At 57.6% G+C, this 18,098-nt stretch carries 16 protein-coding genes; 6 read left to right on the top strand and 10 right to left on the bottom strand.

Annotated features, from left to right (window positions below; genetic code table 11):
* From H8E27_11070 to H8E27_11060, 3 genes are all read right to left on the bottom strand, one after another.
* Nucleotides 1-1,341: a mandelate racemase/muconate lactonizing enzyme domain-containing protein gene (locus H8E27_11070; protein ID MBC8326152.1), complete on the bottom strand. Its 1,341-nt coding sequence runs from the start codon at nt 1,339-1,341 to the stop codon at nt 1-3.
* A gap of 96 nt (nt 1,342-1,437) precedes the next feature.
* Nucleotides 1,438-2,751: a Gfo/Idh/MocA family oxidoreductase gene (locus H8E27_11065; protein MBC8326151.1), complete on the bottom strand. Its 1,314-nt coding sequence runs from the start codon at nt 2,749-2,751 to the stop codon at nt 1,438-1,440.
* Nucleotides 2,752-2,886: 135 nt separating this feature from the next.
* Nucleotides 2,887-4,209, bottom strand: a complete 1,323-nt coding sequence (locus H8E27_11060) for a hypothetical protein (protein ID MBC8326150.1) — start codon at nt 4,207-4,209, stop codon at nt 2,887-2,889.
* 96 nt (nt 4,210-4,305) lie between these two features.
* Between H8E27_11060 and H8E27_11055 the strand changes: the two genes are divergently transcribed.
* The 4 genes from H8E27_11055 to H8E27_11040 all read left to right on the top strand — a co-directional run bounded on the left by H8E27_11055 (nt 4,306) and on the right by H8E27_11040 (nt 8,213).
* Nucleotides 4,306-4,905 carry a DUF1080 domain-containing protein gene (locus H8E27_11055; protein MBC8326149.1) on the top strand — a complete coding sequence of 200 codons (600 nt, stop codon included), beginning with the start codon at nt 4,306-4,308 and terminating at the stop codon, nt 4,903-4,905.
* Nucleotides 4,906-4,918: 13 nt separating this feature from the next.
* Entirely contained in the window at nt 4,919-5,971 is a 1,053-nt protein-coding gene (locus H8E27_11050; protein ID MBC8326148.1) for a hypothetical protein, read from the top strand.
* Between the two features lie 10 nt (nt 5,972-5,981).
* Complete coding sequence (locus tag H8E27_11045) at nt 5,982-7,946, top strand: hypothetical protein (protein MBC8326147.1); 1,965 nt, start codon at nt 5,982-5,984, stop codon at nt 7,944-7,946.
* A 78-nt stretch (nt 7,947-8,024) separates the two neighbouring features.
* Nucleotides 8,025-8,213 carry a pentapeptide repeat-containing protein gene (locus H8E27_11040; protein MBC8326146.1) on the top strand — a complete coding sequence of 63 codons (189 nt, stop codon included), beginning with the start codon at nt 8,025-8,027 and terminating at the stop codon, nt 8,211-8,213.
* On the opposite strand, the gene H8E27_11035 is transcribed toward H8E27_11040, so the two are convergent.
* From H8E27_11035 to H8E27_11015, 5 genes are all read right to left on the bottom strand, one after another.
* A complete protein-coding gene (locus H8E27_11035) occupies nt 8,179-8,709 on the bottom strand; it encodes a mechanosensitive ion channel (GenBank protein MBC8326145.1) in 531 nt (176 codons plus the stop codon). The two genes, H8E27_11040 and H8E27_11035, sit on opposite strands and share 35 nt — an antisense overlap.
* Nucleotides 8,710-8,837: 128 nt before the next feature.
* Nucleotides 8,838-9,773 (bottom strand): thioredoxin family protein, encoded by a 936-nt coding sequence (locus tag H8E27_11030; protein ID MBC8326144.1) that lies wholly within the window; start codon nt 9,771-9,773, stop codon nt 8,838-8,840.
* Between the two features lie 40 nt (nt 9,774-9,813).
* Nucleotides 9,814-10,629, bottom strand: a complete 816-nt coding sequence (locus H8E27_11025) for a hypothetical protein (GenBank protein ID MBC8326143.1) — start codon at nt 10,627-10,629, stop codon at nt 9,814-9,816.
* A gap of 159 nt (nt 10,630-10,788) precedes the next feature.
* Complete coding sequence (locus tag H8E27_11020) at nt 10,789-12,198, bottom strand: hypothetical protein (protein MBC8326142.1); 1,410 nt, start codon at nt 12,196-12,198, stop codon at nt 10,789-10,791.
* Between the two features lie 157 nt (nt 12,199-12,355).
* Complete coding sequence (locus tag H8E27_11015; GenBank protein MBC8326141.1) at nt 12,356-13,042, bottom strand: sigma-70 family RNA polymerase sigma factor; 687 nt, start codon at nt 13,040-13,042, stop codon at nt 12,356-12,358.
* A 201-nt stretch (nt 13,043-13,243) separates the two neighbouring features.
* On the opposite strand from H8E27_11015, the gene H8E27_11010 reads away from it, so the two are divergent.
* Together H8E27_11010 and H8E27_11005 are read left to right on the top strand one after the other, a co-directional pair.
* Entirely contained in the window at nt 13,244-13,987 is a 744-nt protein-coding gene (locus H8E27_11010; protein MBC8326140.1) for a response regulator transcription factor, read from the top strand.
* A gap of 7 nt (nt 13,988-13,994) precedes the next feature.
* Nucleotides 13,995-15,926, top strand: coding sequence for a HAMP domain-containing histidine kinase (locus H8E27_11005; protein ID MBC8326139.1), 1,932 nt, complete (start codon nt 13,995-13,997; stop codon nt 15,924-15,926).
* On the opposite strand, the gene H8E27_11000 is transcribed toward H8E27_11005, so the two are convergent.
* A complete protein-coding gene (locus H8E27_11000; GenBank protein MBC8326138.1) occupies nt 15,923-16,777 on the bottom strand; it encodes a sugar phosphate isomerase/epimerase in 855 nt (284 codons plus the stop codon). The genes H8E27_11005 and H8E27_11000 overlap by 4 nt on opposite strands.
* A 49-nt stretch (nt 16,778-16,826) precedes the next feature.
* A complete protein-coding gene (locus tag H8E27_10995; protein ID MBC8326137.1) occupies nt 16,827-18,077 on the bottom strand; it encodes a DUF1552 domain-containing protein in 1,251 nt (416 codons plus the stop codon).
* Between the last annotated feature and the right edge of the window lie 21 nt (nt 18,078-18,098).

Genomic DNA, 18,098 nt, shown 5'->3' with positions numbered 1-18,098 from the left:
TTAGCGTGCTTCGAAATGGACGCCCTTTTTGTTTGAGGGGCGGTTGATCCAATGCGCTCCATCAGGGTAGCGGTGTTGATCTATGAATTCCGACCGAAACTCCAGCCCCCAACCGGGGGCCGAAGGGGTGACGTAGCAGCCATCGCGCACGGCCACGGGATGCTCGACGGCGTCTTGCAGGAAATCGATGTACTCCACCAGTTGCGTGTCGGAATGGCCGGCCACGGCGATCTGATCCCACATGCCGTAGTGCTGAATCATGTTGCACAGGGCGATGCCGCCACCGTGCGGGCAGACGGGCACGCCGTACTTGGCGGCCAGCAGAATGATCGCCATCACGTCGTTCACGCCCGCGACGCGGACGGCATCGATTTGGCAGTAACGAATGGCGCCGCTTTTGAGGAGTTGCTTGAAGATCACTGGGGACGCCGCTTGTTCGCCACAGGCAAAATCAAAGGAGGCATCGGCGAAGGTCTCGGCCAATTCCACATAACCGAGCACGTCGTCGCGGGCGATGGGTTCCTCGACCCACTTCAGATCAAACGGCCGGTATAGCTCGATGTGTTGCTTGGCCTCGGCCAATCCCCAGAATTGGTTGGCATCGACCATCAGTTGGGCGTCCGACCCGATGGCGTCGCGCATGAAGCGAATGCGCGCCACGTCTTGGGCGGAGTCCTGCCCGACTTTGAGCTTGAAGGCATCGAACCCTTCGGCCTGCAGTTTGCGGATGGTGCCGAGAATGTCTTCATCGCTCAGGCCCAGCCAACCGGCGGTGCAGTAGGCCTTGGGCCCGCGCTCGGCCATGGCGGTTTCGCGTTGGGGCACCTCGGCGCGGCGGGCTTGCAGGAGGGCAATGGCTTCCTCGCGCGTGAGGGCATCGCCGAGGTTGCGCCAGTCGATGCAGTCGGCAACGAATTCCGGCTCCAAATCCACGAGCAATTTCCAGAGCGGTTGATTGAGGGATTTGGCCCACAGATCCCACATGGCATTCAACACGGCGCCGGCGGCCATGCGAAACACGCCGTCGTGCAGCCAGCGCAGTTGATGATGATCGATCAGGCGCCGGTAGAGTTGGAACGGGGCGGCGGTGAATTCATCGAGCCGCGTGCCCACCACGAGTTGGCAGAGGTCGCGGATGCCGTGGCACATCCAGTCCGTGCCCGCGCCGATAGTGAACACCACCGACACACCGCGCAGATCGGAATCAGTTTCCAGATGCAGTACAGCCGAGGAATAATCCGGTGCTTTATGAAAGGGATCGGAACCCAGCATTTGGTCCGAGGTGGGCACGCGCAGATCAATGACCTCGGCCGAAGTAATGGTGATGGGAGATTGGGGCATGATTTTCTCAGGAGAACCAACGGAGAAGGCGCGCCGGTTCAGGCGTTCGGAGAACTCCACATTTTCCCGGGCACAACCGATGTCGGGTGTTGCGGCCTAAAACTTCCGGTACTTGCCTTCGAGCATTGGGTTGGCGGCGGCGAGGTTGGGGACGTGCATTTTCTTGGAGTCCCATTGCAGGCGTTTGCCGGGGAATTGACAGGCCACCACGCCGAGGCAGAGGGATTCCGCCAGCGGACCGGCGTAGTCGAAGCCGGCGAGGGTTTTGTCTTTGCCCTCAATGGCGTCGAGAAACTGCGTGTAATGGTTGACGTTGCCGAAGGCCTTCGTGTCCGCATCCTTCAGCACGGAATCCGGGTAAAAGGTCGGCGCGGCGCAGTGCGGCAGGACCATGCGGCCGCCTTCGCCGACGTAGAGGGCGCCCTGCTTGGGCAGCTTGTCGCCGTTGGGCAGTTGGAGATCCGGATTGCCGCCATGGCGCGGGGCACCTTCGCCATCCCACCACGTGAAGGTGAAATCGTCGGTGGTATATTTCGTGGGCTTAAAGCCGTAATGCACCTTGTTTTGCTCGGCGTGCCCAAAGCCGTTGGGCGCGCGGCATTCGGCCTCGACCCAGAGCGGGTCAGTGAGGTCCAGCGATTTGAAGGGCGTATCGAAAATGTGGATGCCCATGTCGCCCAACGTGCCGCAGCCGTAGTCGAGGATCTTGCGCCATTGGCCGGGGTGATAGACCTTCGAGGTAAACTTCCGCACCGGCGCGGTGCCCAGCCAGAGATTCCAGTCGAGCGTTTCGGGAATGGGCGATTCTTCGGCGTAGGGTTTGCCGTCATAGCCCCAATTCTTGAACGACCACACGTAGACCTTCTTGATCTTGCCGATGATGCCGGCCTTGATGTGGTGGCGGGTAAACCGGTAGGGCGCACGGGATTGGTTCTGAATGCCCATCTGAGTGGTGAGCTTTTTCTCCGCGGCAAATTCCGCCAGCTCGCGCGCTTCGGTGAGTTTGTGGGTAAGCGGTTTCTGCGTGTAGACGTGCTTGCCGAGCTTCATCGCCGCCATGGTGGCCGGGTAATGCGTGTGATCCGGCGTGGAGATGGACACCACATCCACCTTGTCGCCAAGGGCCGTAAGCATCTCGCGGTAGTCCTGGAAAAACTTCGCGCTCTTGTGCTTGGAGAGCCAGGAATCGGCCATGCCCCGCGCGCGGTCCACATCACAAAACCCAACGGCCTGCGCGTGCGCGTGATCGAGCAATTGGCCGGTATCCACGCGGCCCTTGCCGCCGGTGCCGATGTGGGCGGTGCAAATCCGGCTATTGGGCGAGTTCGCCCGTAACCCGGAGGGCAGCACAAAAAAGCTACTGACGGCGGCGGATGTTTTAACGAAATCTCTACGGGATACTTTGTTCATGGCGTGAGTGAATGGCTGCGCCAGTATAAAGCCGGCCTTCAGGCTTGTCGATGGGATTGGTTGAGCGTCTCTTTTCGTATGAAAAAACAACCCATCACAATCGCGTCGCTTCGCGAGACATCCGATACCTCGACTCTACTCTGATCGCAATCCCGCGGTATTGACGGTCACGACCTTGTAGGCGCTTTTGGTGAGAATGGCGGTATCTTTCATGGTGTATTCCATTTTGGTGAGCGGCACGGTCGGTGTGTCGCTGTATTGCAGCCCCTGAAAGAGCGGCCGGCCGAAGCGGTTGCTCGGTTGCTCGGGCACGGTGGCGATGGGGCGGCTGCCTTGGAGGATGATGAAATGGGATATGCCACTTTCCAAATCAGCTTCAGCAGTCCACGTGAGTGTGCGGCCGGTCCACTTCACATTCTTGGGCGCCGGCGGCGGCGTGGTGTCGATCACCTTGGTGTCCGTTACGTACTGCATCCATTGTTGGGCAAAGGCCTTGTTGGGAAGCCAGGAGGCTTTGTTATCGTCGATGACCGTCGGGGCCGGCACGGCGATCTTGCCGAGCAACGGAGCCAACCAAGCGCCTTGAGTGGGCATGGGCTTGAGCGGTTGACCGGGCTTGGCGGACAGACGCGCGGTGAGGCAGACGTCGAGCCACGGGATGGCGAGGTAGCGTTGGTTGCCGCATTCGTGAGCGGAGAGCGGATCAATCGCCATGCCGAGCAGACCGCCCTGGCCGCGCACGGTGTTGAAAAAAGTTTCGTTCATGGGCCACACGCGGGCGAAGCGGCCGGTCTTGACGGTGACGCCTTCCTTGGTGCCGGGATTGCACATCATCGGCACGCCGAGCGCGGCCTTGGGCAGAGCGTGCGGCTTGATGGTGGGCCGGTCCGGATTGGCCGCGAGAAATGGCACGCCCGATCGCAGCCAGGCGGCGGCCACGCGCTCGGGATGCAGCATCACCATGCCGCCGGCCCAATGTCCGCCGCCGCTGTGTCCCCAGAGCGCCCACGGCACGGTGGCCAATTCGGCATGACCGCTGAGTTTGCCCAGCTCAACGAGCGCTTCCTGAAAGGCCTTGCTGGAGCCGTTGCGCGGATCGCACCATAGTTGGCAATCGGCCTGTTGCGGTTGCTCATAGGAAGGCGAGAGCAGGGCGCAGTTGTGTTTCTTGGCCAGCGCCTGCCAATGCAAATCGAAGGCACCGGTTTGGCCGGATTTACACGAGCCCTCACCGCAGCCGTGCTGATGCACCACCACGCCGCGTAATTGCTTCACCCCGGCCGGAATCCAGACCGTGTATTGCACGGGAAACATCAATTCACCCGGCTTCACCGAAGCCTCAAAGCGCACGCGATAGTACGGCGGCTTCACCTCCGGCGGATTATCGTACGGCGCCTGTTGGGCGGGGAGCGTGACGGTGAGAGCGAGCAACATCAGGATGGCGTGGCGGAGGTTCATGATAAGGACACCAGTGTCGGGCGAGCGCGAGGCGCGGTCAATGGGGAAAACCGCCTACGGGCTTGATTCGCGGAATGGATCGGGCACACTGCGCGCATGTACTCCAAGCTTTTGGGTGTGTTGTTGTGGGTCGGGTTGGCCGGCGGGGCATTGGCGGAGCCGATTCTTCAACCCCTGTTTAACGGCAAGGATCTTTCCGGCTGGAAAGTGCCCGCAGGCAATGACGCGGCCGGTTGGTACAAGGCGGTCGATGGCGTATTGAAAATTCAAAGTGGGCCGAAGAAGAAGGGCTCGGTGCTTTGGACGGAAAAGAAGTACGGCAATTTCATGATGGAGCTGGAGTTCCGCTTTGGCGAAGGCGTGGTGGACAGCGGCGTGCACGTGCGCAATGCCGACCAGATTCAGATCGGCATCAGCGGCTCGCTCAAGCGCGACATGACCTGCTCGCCCTACATCCCCGGCAAGGGCTATCCGGTGGAGGCCAAGAATATCAAGAAACTGCTGAAGGCAAAGGACTGGAACCGCATGCGCATTCAGGCCATCGGCAAGGAATACACCGTGTGGTTGCAGGGCGAAAAGGTGATGACCTACAAAAGCGACTCGGCCATCAAGGAAGGCCCCATCGGCATTCAACTGCACGGCAACCGCAACATGGCGATCGACTATCGCAAGCTCGGCATTCTCCAACTCAAATAACTCAATTTAAAAAATGAAAACCATCCATATCGCACTCGCTCTCTTCCTGCAATTGGCCACCTTCGCTGTGGCCGGACCGCTGGTTTATGAGGGCACTGAAGGGCCCGGCAAGGGTAAACACATCGTCTTCATCGCCAGCGACCACGAATATCGCGGCGAGGAAACCTGCCCGGCCATCGCGCGCATTTTGGCCAAGCGCTATGGCTTCAAGTGCACCGTGCTCTTTGGCTTGGATGACAAGGGCCACATCAAGGCGGGCTCCTCGGATGTCCCCGGGATTGAGGCCCTCAAGGATGCGGACTTGATGTTTTGTTTCATGCGCTTCCTAGCGCCGAACGATGCGTGGATGAAACAGTTCGCCGGCTATCTCGATCGCGGCGGTCCGGTGCTGGGACTACGCACCACCACGCACGCCTTCAATGGTCTCAAGGGCAAGTACGCTAATTACAATTATAACTCGCGCAATGAATCCTTCGACTGGGGGTTCGGCCGGCAAATCCTCGGCGAGACGTGGCGGCCGCGCGAAGGGGCGGGCCATTACGGCAGCAACCACCGCTACAGCACGGCGATGTTTGTCGTGCCGGAACACAAGGACCATCCCGTGGTGCGCGGCGTGAAGGACATGCACGCCTTGGCCGGCGCGTACAGCGCGGTGCCGATTGAGGGATCGATTATCCTCGGCAAGAATCAAGTGCTCGACTCGATGAAACCCGACGGCAAACCGCTGGCCAACAAGCCGCCCAGCCCGAGCATTTGGGTGCGCGAATACAAATCGACCTCCGGCAAGAAAGGCCGCGTGTTTGCAAGCACGCAGGGCGCCTCGGAAGATATCATCAGCGAAGGCGTGCGCCGCTGCATCATCAACGGCGTCTTCTGGTGCATGGGCATGGAGAAGGAAATCAAAGCGGACATGAACGTCGATTTCGTCGGCCCGTATCAGCCCACGCCATTCACCTTTGGCGGGGAGGCGCAAAATGTGAAGCCCGCCGACCTCGCCGGTTGGGCCAGCCCCATCATGCCCAAGGGCGGAATCCACAAACCCAAACGCGCACCGCGCCGTAAATAATTTTTTAACAATGAACGACAAAAAAATCACACGCCGCACGGCGTTGAAAATAACTGCCGCCGGTGCCGGCGCGCTGGTGGTCTCCCACGAAATGCTGCTGGCGCAGGACGCTCTCAAACCATTCGGCAAGGGCTTCGCGCGGCTGGAATCATTGACCACCGGTGAGTGGTGGAAACGCCCGAGCAATCTCGGCGTGCCTCTCAAGGGTGGACGCAAAGCCGCCGCGCCCAATCTCAATGTGCCGCGCGATGAAGTGGTGGCGTTTGCGGTTTACACGCATCAGAACGGCGTGCTGAAAATTACCGGCCAACTTTTCCCGCTCAAGCCCGGCGAGAAACGCGAGGCGCGCCTGGAGTTCAAGCGCAACGGGTTGTGGGTCGAGGCCGCCAAGGCGGAAGTGCTTTATCCCGGCTGGGATGCGCATTTTCGCATCGAAAAATGGGATAACACGCAGAACGTGCCCTACCGCGTGCGGCACGGCGCGAAGGCAAATTTCGAGGGGCTAATCCGGCGTGATCCGTCAGAAAAAGAAACCATCGTTGTCGCCAATCTTTCCTGCAACTCCAGCCGCACCGGCGGGCCGCGCAAAGAAATCGTCGACAACCTCCGCCATCACGATCCCGATCTGCTGTACTTCGGCGGCGACCAACACTACCGCCACACCGAGCATACCACCGGCTGGATTGAGTTCGGCATGCAATATCGCGACATCATTCGCGATCGCCCCGCCATTTGTATTCCCGACGACCACGACGTGGGCCACGGCAACGTCTGGGGCGAAAGCGGCAAGCAGTCCACCATCCCGGGCGATGCCGATGGCGGTTATAAATATCCGGTCAAATACGTCAACCAAGTCCAGCGCCAACAAACCTCCAACCTGCCCGACCCCGCCGACCCCACGCCCGTGGATCGCAACATCGGCGTGTACTACACACGCCTCAACGTCGGCGGCGTGGATTTCGCCATCCTTGAGGATCGCAAATTCAAAACTGGCCCCGCCGGCAAAATCCCAAAGATGGGCCCGCGCCCCGATCACATTAACGATCCGAAATACGATCCCAATAGAATCGATTTGCCCGGATTAGAATTACTCGGCCCGCGACAGGAAAAATTCCTCAACGACTGGACTGCCGACTGGACCGACGCCGAAATGAAATGTGTTCTGTCCCAAACCGCGTTCTGCGGTGCCGTCCATATGCACGGCGGCCCCAACAGCCGGCTGCTGGCCGACCTCGATTGCAATGGCTGGCCGCAAACGCCGAGCCGACGCGCGTTGGAAATCATCCGGCGCGCCCGCGCCGTGCATTTGTGCGGTGATCAACACCTCGCCGTCGTCGTCAAACACGGCATCAAAGAACACGGCGACGGTCCGTACGGCTTCACCGGGCCCGCCTTGGTGAATACTATTTACGGTCGCTGGTGGCATCCGCTCGACGAAAAGGCGGGGCCCAATCCCGTGCCGAACAGTCCGCTACCGTGGACTGGCGATTACAAGGACGGCCTTGGCAACAAGATTTCCATGATGGCCTACGCCAATCCGGAAGATCGCAACGACGAAAAGAAACGCGCCGATGGCTACGGCATCGCACGCTTTAACAAAAAGACGCGCAAAGTCACCTTCGAATGTTGGCCGCGCTTTTGCGATGTGGCCGATGGCGATAAAGCTCAATACCCGGGTTGGCCCATCACCGTCGCCGAAGAAGCCAACGACGGCCGCAAAGTCACCGGCTGGTTGCCCGAACTCAAATTCGGAAAAGGCCAAAACCCCGTCATCCAAGTCATCGAAGAAAAAACCGGCGAAATCCTCTACACCGCCCGCGCCCAAAACAACCGCTTCCAACCCCGCGTCTATTCCAAAGGAAAACACACCGTAAAAATCGGAATGCAAAAGCCGGATGCCTCAAATTCTAAAACCCTGAACGGACTCGAGCCAAAGTCAAAAAAAGCCGCAGGAGATCAGTCCGTAAAACTGTAATTTCCTCTGCCCGCATAGATAGGTAGGGCGGTTTCTCCGAAACCGCCTTGGCGCGCTCGGAGAGCACGCCCTACCTTGGTGCCCAATCCGTTACGCCCTAACCTTCGTCGATCTAACCTTCGTCGATCTAACCTTCGTCGATCTAACCTTCGTCGATCTAACCTTCGTCGATCTAACCTTCGTCGATCTAACCTTCGTCGATCTAACCTTCGTCGCTCTAACCTTCGTCGCTCTAACCTTCGTCGCTCTCGGCTTTGCCGATGGTGATGGGGTTGGTGAAGAGGAGGGAATTGGGGAGGAGGATTTTTTGGCCGGCGTGTTGCAGGGTGGTGTAGCGAAGGTCGATGGCGGTGACTTCGCCGGACATGCCTTTGACTTCCACGAAATCCTGTTTGGAAAAGGGGCGGTAGACGAGCAGCAACACACCGGCGAGGATGTTGGAGATGGTGTCTTTCACCGCGAAGCCGAGGGCGAAACCGGTGAGACCAAGGCCAGCGACAAGGGCAGAGACATCCACGCCCAGTGTGCCGAGCGCGGTGATGAGGCCGGCGACCAACAGCGTGACACGGGCGGCCATCGCCAACAGGCGCACGACGGAATAATCAAGGGAGGCTTTCTCGCCGGCGGCGGAGATGGTTTTGCGGACAATGCGTGAGGCAATCCAAAAGACAAAGAGCAGCGCGGCCGCCATTAAAATTTTCGGCCCCCAAACATGAATGATAATGGGTAAATTTTCCTGAGTGTATTCCCTAATGCGATCCATAAAACCTCCTGCAGCATTTGTGGCGAATGTGGATACGCGCGGCAAGCGGGAACTATTGACAGGGGCCGATAAAAAACGGGGCAGGTTGCCCTGCCCCGTTGGGTGAATTTGGGTTTGGTGATCGGTGCTTAGATGGAGTTTTTCTTGCCGAAGTATTGTTTCAGTATTTGATCAATGCGCTTGGCCGTATCGCTCTTGGGTGCGGCTTTTTGGGCCTTGATCAGGAGCTTCTCGGCTTCATCCTTTTTCTTGGCTTGGAACATAATGGAGGATTGCATAAACAATGCTTGTTGCAGGGATTCACCGGTGGCTTTTTCTTTGTTCACCAGAGCATCGACTTTGGCAATCAGCACCTCGGTCTTGGCGCCGCGATTGTCGCTCATGATTTGCGTGAGCGCATCCTTGAAAACGGCAGCCTTACGGGCGCCTTCGTATTTAACTTTGAGGCCGGCTTTATTCTTTGCATCGAGCTTGATGATTTCATCAATCTTTTCACTGTGGCTTTCGTTGGCGAATTTGGAACCCATCAGCGTCAGCGCAGTGTCGAGTAGTTTAGCCCGCTCAATGCCCTTGGCTTTTTCAGCTTGGGCCAATGCTTTGGGGATGCGGGATTTGCCGACCATTTGTTCCACCCATTCATCAGCGGATTGGCCGCCATAGCCGGAGTTGGAAAAGAAGGGTTTGCCTTCAGCGTCGGTTAGGAAAATCGACGGCACGCCGCGCACTTTGTAATGGGCAGATAGTTCTTTGTACTGGGCCTTTTCCGCGTCGGTGGTTTTGGATTTATCGCGCGGGCTGTCGAGCTTCAGCAAAATGTAATGCTTGGGCATTTCATTTTTGAAGATGTCTTTCACCAACACGTTTTTGTGCAGTGCTTTGCAGGGCGGGCACCAGTCTGAACCGGTGAATTCCATCAGGATGGGTTTGCCTTCCTTGGCGGCTTGGGCTTTGGCTTTTTCGAAGTCCACCAACCAGCCTTCTTCGGCTAGGGCGGTGCTCACGAACAGCGTGGAAAACATGACGGCCAGCGCCATGCGGGTGGAGTAATGTTTAATGGGTTTCATGGCTGATGAACCTACCTTAGCGGCCCATACCATGCAACGGCTAATTTGCCAATGTACTGCCCAACCAGTGACGCAATGCCGAGCGGGAGGAGCTGGGGCGCAACAGCCAGGCGTCGTTGTGGTTGCGAAAACCCGTGGAGCGAAACGTAATCGGGCTCTTGATCCCGGTGGATTCCACCCAACGCCGGGTAGCCGCGATGCCGTTACCTTCGTGACAGATCAACTGCGGTCGATCTCCCAAACGCTTGAGCCGGATCAAAGCCGATTTGCGATCCGCGCCGGGATACCCCCAACGCTCATTCACGCCGTCGTAATGACTATAGGGGATGAACGCGCACCAAAGCTTGGCGATCGCGTCGTCATGAAGCCCCACAAAATTACAGGCGATTGCCCCGCGTGAGAAACCGCAGAGGATGACGCGCCCGGGATCGCCTCCGTATTGTTTGCAAATCCACGGCACCGTTTTTTTGCAATACTCCACCGTGGGTCGCACATCGTATTTCGGCGCATCGCCCCACCATTGCGTTACGTTGCGTGTGCCGGTATGATTCAGGTAGGGCAGGCAAACCCAAATGAACCCGTTGCCTCCAGAAATTCCTAAACCCATTTTGCTGCCCTCCGGTTTGCCGGTGCTCACATCGCCAAACCGGCTTCGATAAGGTCCGTTGCCGGCAAATTCCACGATCACGGGCAGCTTTGCTTCAGGCTTCCAATCTCGCGGCAGGAACAGCACATGGTAAATTTTCGTATCCCGCCAATCGGAATGAGTTTGTTTAACACGTTTCCCGACCGCAGCCGCTCCTTTAGATAACGGCGGCAGCACGAGATCCGCCTTCACGGTTCGAATGTCCGGCACGGCCTCTGGCGTCGCAAGATTCCGGGCCGGCAAATTGAATATTGAGTCGGCGCCCTGCACTGAGCAAGTTGCAAAAAGTAAGATGGATAGGATTATGTTTTTCATTCGTTTTGGGGGCATGAACTTGCCGGAAAAAAATCACAACAGCCGCGATCAAATTTATTTTGTTAATCTACCGATGATGACACCGGCCTTGGTTTCGAAGATTTTCTGCCACGCGGGAGCCAGCAGACAATCGCTGTCCTCCTGCGCGCCACCTGCGTTTTTCAGTTGCTCCGCGGTGGGCGAATAAAAAATGTAGCCGTTGGTATAGCCGGCCACGAAAGTGAGTTTGTGTTTCGACGCTTTTTTGATGTTGAGACCGATCGGGACGGTCAATTCGCCGGGGAATGTTGTGAGCACAAAGTCACCCACACGCAGTCCGGCGATTTCGACTTCAATAGTCTTAACGCCGGAGCCATAGCCGTCTTTTTGGTGACGCTTGAGCAGGCGGAGGTTGGTGTTGATGCGGGTGATTTGTTCCATCTTGTGGATGTTGGCGATGTACGCCTGCAAATTGGCGCGGTTTTTGGCATCCATTTTTTCCAATCCGGTGCGGCCCATTTTGTGCTCGTGCAGGTAGCGGTAGGAATTGAGCGAGGGGAAATCAGGCGCAAGCCCGTGCTTCGCGGCGAGTGGCAGAAAGGTGTTCAGATTTAAAAACGTGCCGTTGAGTGACTCCGCCAATTGTTTGAGCTCCGCTTCCATCTTGGCAATGCGCGGGGCGTGGTCAGCGCGGGGGAGCTTGAGTTTTTCGCTATGAATGACCAACGGCTGACCGGGTTGGCTTTTGATTTCCCGCACGGCGCGCAGCGTGCTCAAGCCGAGCATCAGTCCGAGCGGCTCGGCACTGCGCAGGTGGTTGACGGATTTGTAATTGATGGGATTAATGTCGCCGCCACAGCCTTGAACAAACAGCGCGATACAATCTTTACCCAGATTTTCCTCAATGGTCTTGGAGGAAAAACCGGTGATGTCGGCGGTGTTGCCGCCGCTGGGCACATTTTGAATGGGGTGACAGGCAAAATTATAAACGACGGCCAATGGTTTTCCATCAAGCCGGTCGAGCCGTAACACGCCGATTTCCGGATCCACCGGGCCGACGGCGGCGACCAATTCATCCGGTGGCAGCGAGTAGGCGTGACGCACGTCCACGGTACGACCGTCCTTCAAAATGAGCCGACGGTTTTCCATGATGCGCGTCTCGCACCCCACCCCCGCACCGGCCTTCGCGGGCACGAGGTTGTTCATCGCCGCCCGCACCGCCGCCACAGTACGGGTCTCCACTTCCGGATGCACCAAGCCGTGGCAATGACTGGCGTTGAAAAGAGTATTGCCCGGTGCAATGCCCATTTCCTGTTGCAGTTTGGTGCGGACGTTCGGCAAAAAATCGTCCTTGATGCGGCCGATACCGCCGATAGCCACAGCATCGATGGAGACCAACACGGCAGTGGTGCCGCCACTTTTCAAAACCAGCGCGCGCGCGTAAAGACGATCGTTCACCGGCCCGCGCTCATCGGTGATATCCACTTTGGCAGCACCCGCCATGAGGACGGCGGCATTTGTTTTTCCAATGAAGAGTAAACTAATACAGAGGGCGAGGATTCGTGAATGCGAAACGAGGGAGTGCATACGCCAAGCGTAGCGGCGCAAGCGTCGGCGTAAAGCGAAATGGGGTGGGAATCGGCTAAACAGCCATCGGGGCAACTTCCAAAAACAGCTGCCAATCAGTTTGCTTTGAGGCGAGGGCGCGGTTTTCTTTTTCCTGAAGGTGCTGGAGGGTCTCGCGCATTTTAACTTTTGCGCGATGGCAACGGACTTTTACGGAGTCGACGGATTGGCCGGTGAATTTGCTAACCTCTTTCAGGCTGCGACCTTCGATCTCGCGCATCGTGAGGATCACGCGGCTGAGGGGGGTGAGCGCATTCATCGCGTACTCAAGCAGTTGGCGCGCTTCATGCACATTGAGCTGACGATTCACGTTGCCGGTGCTCAGCCAATCGATGGAGCTCTCGCCCAGATCCTCGAAGCTGGTTTCGCGAATGCGCCGCTGGATGCGCCGCAGATGATCGCGCGCCACGTTGCTGGCAATGCGAGAAATCCAATACTCGAAGGGCGATTGGGCGCGGTATTGTTTCAGATTGCGCCACGCTTTGAGAAAAGTGTCTTGCGCGAGGTCTTCAACTTTGTGCGCGTCGCGCTCGTAATGGGTGAGGATTCCAAACACCCGATTTTTATAACGGGCAACCAAAATCTCAAACGCCTCCGGCTCGCCATTTTGAATACGGCGCAGGATCGAGGCATCCGATTCGATCAATTCGTCAACTTCATTGCGCGTTGCGCAATCGGCCATTCCCGCGATCACCATGCTCATTGTGCTCATTTTTTTCCTCGAGTTTGTTTTCCGTCAGCCAAGATGCATCGCATCTGCTTGATTCATTAGACTCGTTGGATGTAAAGAAGTTGTGTGAACGGGGCCTGAAAAATGTAAAGTGTTGTAAAGTTTGGGGAAGAAACGTGCAAAAACGGGTAAACTGCTCCCAGACGCAGGTAGCACCATGCGATGAGCCAAGCAATGAACATCCAGCCGGACGCCGCCGCACCGGGATCCACCTCGGCAGCCACGCCGATTATCATCATCGATGATGATCCGAAGCTATGTGAATTGATCGGCGATTACCTCGCCCCACTCGGTTACGATGTGGCCTCGGCCAACACCGGGACCGACGGGCTGGAGATGGTGCTCGCCGGCGATTACCACGCGGTGATTCTGGATGTGATGCTGCCGGGCATGGATGGCTTTGAAGTACTCAAGGCTATTCGCCATCAATCCAATGTGCCCGTGTTGATGCTCACCGGACGTGGCGATGAGGCCGACCGGGTGGTGGGGCTGGAGATCGGTGCGGATGATTACTTGCCCAAAACATTTTCCACCCGCGAGCTACTGGCGCGATTGCGCGCGGTGATGCGGCGGACTCAATCGAAAACCGATGCAGGAAGCGCAACGGAGATCGAAGCGAATCTCACCAATGGCGACCTCGTGATTTCGCCCGGCTCACGCACTGCCGCTTTAGGCGATGTGCCGCTGAAGCTAACCTCGCTGGAATTCGACCTGCTGCTGAGCCTCGCCCGCGCACGCGGCCGGGTGAAATCGCGCGAACAGATTCTCGATGACGTTACCGGACGCAATTACGAAGTATTCGATCGCTCCATCGACGTCCACGTGAGCGCCCTGCGGCAAAAGCTCGGCGACGATCCCAAGGCACCCACCTTCATCCAAACCGTCCGCTCAATCGGATACATGATGATCAAGCAATGAAATTCCAATGAAGATTCGCGGCACACTTTTTACCAAAATTTTCGCATGGTTCTTTTTGAACCTGTTGCTGATTGGCGCAATGATCTGGGCAGTTTACGAATTTCAAATCGGCCCCGGCTCGCCGTTCGTTGGCCCATCCGAACAACGGGTGCGCCAAGTCGCTCAGGTTATTTCCGGAGGACTTACCAACCGGCTGCGCGAGGACTGGCCGAATGAGCTGAGAAAGTTTTCTGAAATTTACAAAGTGGATTTTCATCTGGTGGGCGCTGACGGCCAATCGCTGGTGGATGATTCCCTGAAAATCCCCGAAGCGGTTCGTGAAAAAATCGCCACCCTTCCCCGCCCCGGCCCGCCTCGTGAACGACCGCCAAGCTTGGCCGAGCAACTTAAATTGAATGAGGAACAACAAGAAAAATACTCTTCTGTCAGGCTCGAGCGCGATCAGGCCCTTCGTAGTATTTGGACCAACTCCACCTTACGGGAATTACCCCGTGAAGAACGCTTCACCCAATCGCGCGAGTTGCTCAGTAAAATAATGCAGAACTATCGAGACAAGATGGATGAGTTGCTCGATGAAGATCAGCGCAAAAAATATGAGGAAATTGTCCAGCGCGGCACCCGCAGCAGCAGTCCTTTCAGTCGACGGCGAAATCCCATCAGGCCCGAACAAATCACAGAAATAATGACCGGGGCCGACACCAACAAAGACAACCAGTTAAGCAAAGCTGAATTGGAAGCCTGGCTGCGACAACGCAGCGGTTCAAATTCGGGCGGCAACGAATCCAGACCCACTCCGGGTGGTGGGAGTCCTCCGAAGAGCCGACCATCCGCTCCACCCGCCGCAGTTTTTATGATTAAAACGGACAAGCCCAAAGCACGGTATTGGGCGGGCGTAGATATTCCCGTGGTGGTTCGGGCTGAGGGCAGCGAAGAACTCCCCAGCGAAAATCTTATCGGGCTGCGCCGGGTGCAACGAGGGCGAAGTCAAGCCCAGTACTTTGCCACGCTCGTCACAGTGTCCGACACGATGGGCGGCGCCGGTCTCTTTTCCGATCCATTGCGATGGGTGAATCTCCTCATTTTGGCTGTGGTGCTTTCCGTGCTTTTCTGGTTGCCAATGGTGCGCAACATCACCCAACCCATCGCGGAGATCACCGCCGCCACAGAACAAATTGCAGAAGGAAATTTCAACACCCGAGTCAGCACCGAACGCACCGACGAAATTGGCCGCGTCGGTCAGGCGGTCGATCATATGGCCGACCGGCTCGATGGATTTGTCAAAGGCCAACGGCGATTCCTTGGCGACATCTCGCACGAGCTGTGTTCCCCCATCGCGCGCATTCAAGTCGCCCTCGGCATCCTCGATCAACGCGCGGATGATCAGCAAAAAAAATACGTGAAAAATGTGCAGGACGAGATGGAACATATGTCCGAACTGGTCAATGAACTGCTGCTTTTTTCGCAGGAAAGCGTGAAGCCTAAGTCCGTTGAACTAGAACCAGTAAACCTCCGCAAAATCATCGACCGCGTGATGGAACGCGAAGGCGCCAAATCCTCGATGATGAACATTTCGGTAAGCGAGGACATTTCCGTAACCGCCAACGCGCAGCGAATGTCTCTTGCACTCGGCAATCTCCTCCGCAATGCGATCCAATACGCCGGCGACGCCGGCCCCATCAATGTAACCGCCCGGCGCGAAAACGAAACCGTTTCCCTCACCATTACCGACTGTGGCCCGGGCTTGCCGGAAGACTGTTTACCCAAAATCTTTGACCCATTTTATCGCCCTGAACTCTCCCGCGGCCGAGCCACCGGCGGCGTAGGCCTCGGCCTCGCCATCGTAAAAACCTGCGTCACCGCCTGTAACGGAACCGTCACCTGCCAAAACCGCAAGCCCTCCGGGCTGGAATTCAAAATCGTGCTGGAAGCGTCGGGCTAAAGATCGAGCAACTCGTCCATCAACGCGGCGGTCTTGTCGTCGCCTCCGTCGCCGCCTTCGCGGGTGACCCAGCCGTTGAAGCCGATTTTCTTCAGCTCAGCGCGGACCTTATCCCATTCCACATCGCCTTGGCCGAGCGGACAGAAACCATTTTTGACACCCCAATCCTTCACATCCAGCTTCACGTTGCGGTTACCGAGAATGCGAATCCAATCGTGGCTCGGCGCGAACTTCTGCATGTTGCCGATGTCGTAATAGGCCTGCACCCAAGGGTTGTTGATTTCGTCGAGGTAATCACGAAACTGCTCGGGCTTGTAACAGAATCCGTTCCACACTGTCTCGATGAGCACATGAATACCCAGCTTGCTGGCCAGCGGGATTACCTTACGGATCTCTGTGATGGAACGTTCCCAAACATGCTCGTGCGTCTCGTTCGGCCCACTCACGCGTCCGGGCACCAGCAACACCGACGAGCCGCCCACCGCCTTCGACTCGCGAATCGCCGCCTCCAGTCCGGTGCGCCCTTCATCGCGCACCGCCTTGTCCGGTGAAGACAATCGTTGATTCCAGTGCTTGTTGTACACCACGCCGTGCATCGGCAGACCGATCTCTTCGCACGCCTTGCGCATCCCGCCGACATCCATCCCCGGCGCACTGCCCTCGATGCCGTCAAAGCCCAGCTCCTTGAGCCTTTTCATCCGTAGCAGGTTCGGTTTCCCGCCCCACTTCACAGATTTGTAAATGAGCCCCTGGTTAGCGCGAGCGCGTTTTTTGTCCTCAGCCTGAAGAGTCGATGTGGCGGCCACCGCAGCAGCAGCCCCGGCGGTCTTGCAGAAATCACGTCGGTTCATGCGTCGAGGCTAGGGACGCAATCCAGTTTGGGCAAATGCAAATCCCGCCCTAAATCTCCTCCAACGGAGCCGTCGCATCACCGAACGCCTTCGGCCGTACGTCCATTTTGTCCATCATACTGAGAAACAGCCGGCTCATTTGGCGGTTGGGATTTTTGAGGTAATCGAGATTGCGGCCGCCTTTGATTCGACCGCCGCCGCCGCCGAGCATCACGACGGGAAGTTGGGTGGCATTGTGATGACCCGTAAGCATGCTGGAGCAGAGCATGAGCATCGTGTTGTCCAGCGCGGTGCGGGGGCCTTCCTGGATGGCGTCGAGCCGCCGGGCGATGTAGGCCATTTGCTCAAGGAAAAACTGGTTTACCTTCAGCCAATCAGCGTTGTCGGTGTGCGAGAGAAGATGGTGGATCATGTAATCCACGCCGATGTGCGGGAATCGCAGGGTGCCGTGATCGTTGTTGAGTTTCAGCGTGCAAATGCGCGTGGTGTCGGTCTGGAAAGCGAGCACGAGGATGTCGCTCATCAGGCGCATATGCTCCACGATGTCCTGCGGATAACCGTCCTTCGGGCGCGGCATGTTCGGCTTGGCGAGCGTGGGCCGCCAGCCTTGCAGCTCGCCGCGTTTGCCGGCGCTCTCGATGCGCTGTTCCACTTCGCGCACGGAGTTCAAATATTCATCGAGCTTCTGCTGGTCCTGCCGACTGATGTTGCGACGCAAATCCTTGGCATCGCCCAGCACGGCATCGAGCACACTGCGGTCGCCGGTCTCGGTTTTGTTTTTAAACAACCGATCAAAGGCCAGCGCCGGGTACACCTCCAGCGGCGTGGGCGAGTTCGGGCTGCTCCACGAAATGTGCGAGCTGTAGAGCAGCGAATAATTCTTGTGCACGCCGGGGTTGGATTTCTCACAACCGAGCACCAGGCTCGGCACCTTCGTTTGGTGCCCGATACGCTGGGCCACATACTGGTCCACGCTGGTGCCCGACTGAATCCGCCCGCCCGAGGCCAGCGGCGCGCCTGAAAGCAGATTGCCCGTTTGCGAGCTGTGAATATTCCCCTTTAGCGCCTCCTTATTGTACAGGCCGCGAATGAACACCATCCGCTCGCGGAACTCATTCAGCGGCGCGAGCACCTTCCCCAGCTGCATGTCTTTGCCCTCGCCTTTCGCCCACCATTCTTTCGAGTGATACCCGCAACCCGAAAATAAAACCGCCATCCGCACCGGCGCTTCGCTGGCCTGCTTCGACTCCTTCTTCGTGTCGCCCCACACCCGCACGCTCTCCATCCAAGGCAACGCCATCGTCACCCCCAGCCCGCGCAA

It is taken from the genome of Limisphaerales bacterium, assembly GCA_014382585.1.
In the GTDB taxonomy this organism is placed as follows: Bacteria; Verrucomicrobiota; Verrucomicrobiia; order Limisphaerales; family UBA1100; genus JACNJL01.
Note: the sequence above shows the minus strand (reverse complement) of the source record. Positions and strands in the feature narration are given on the sequence as shown.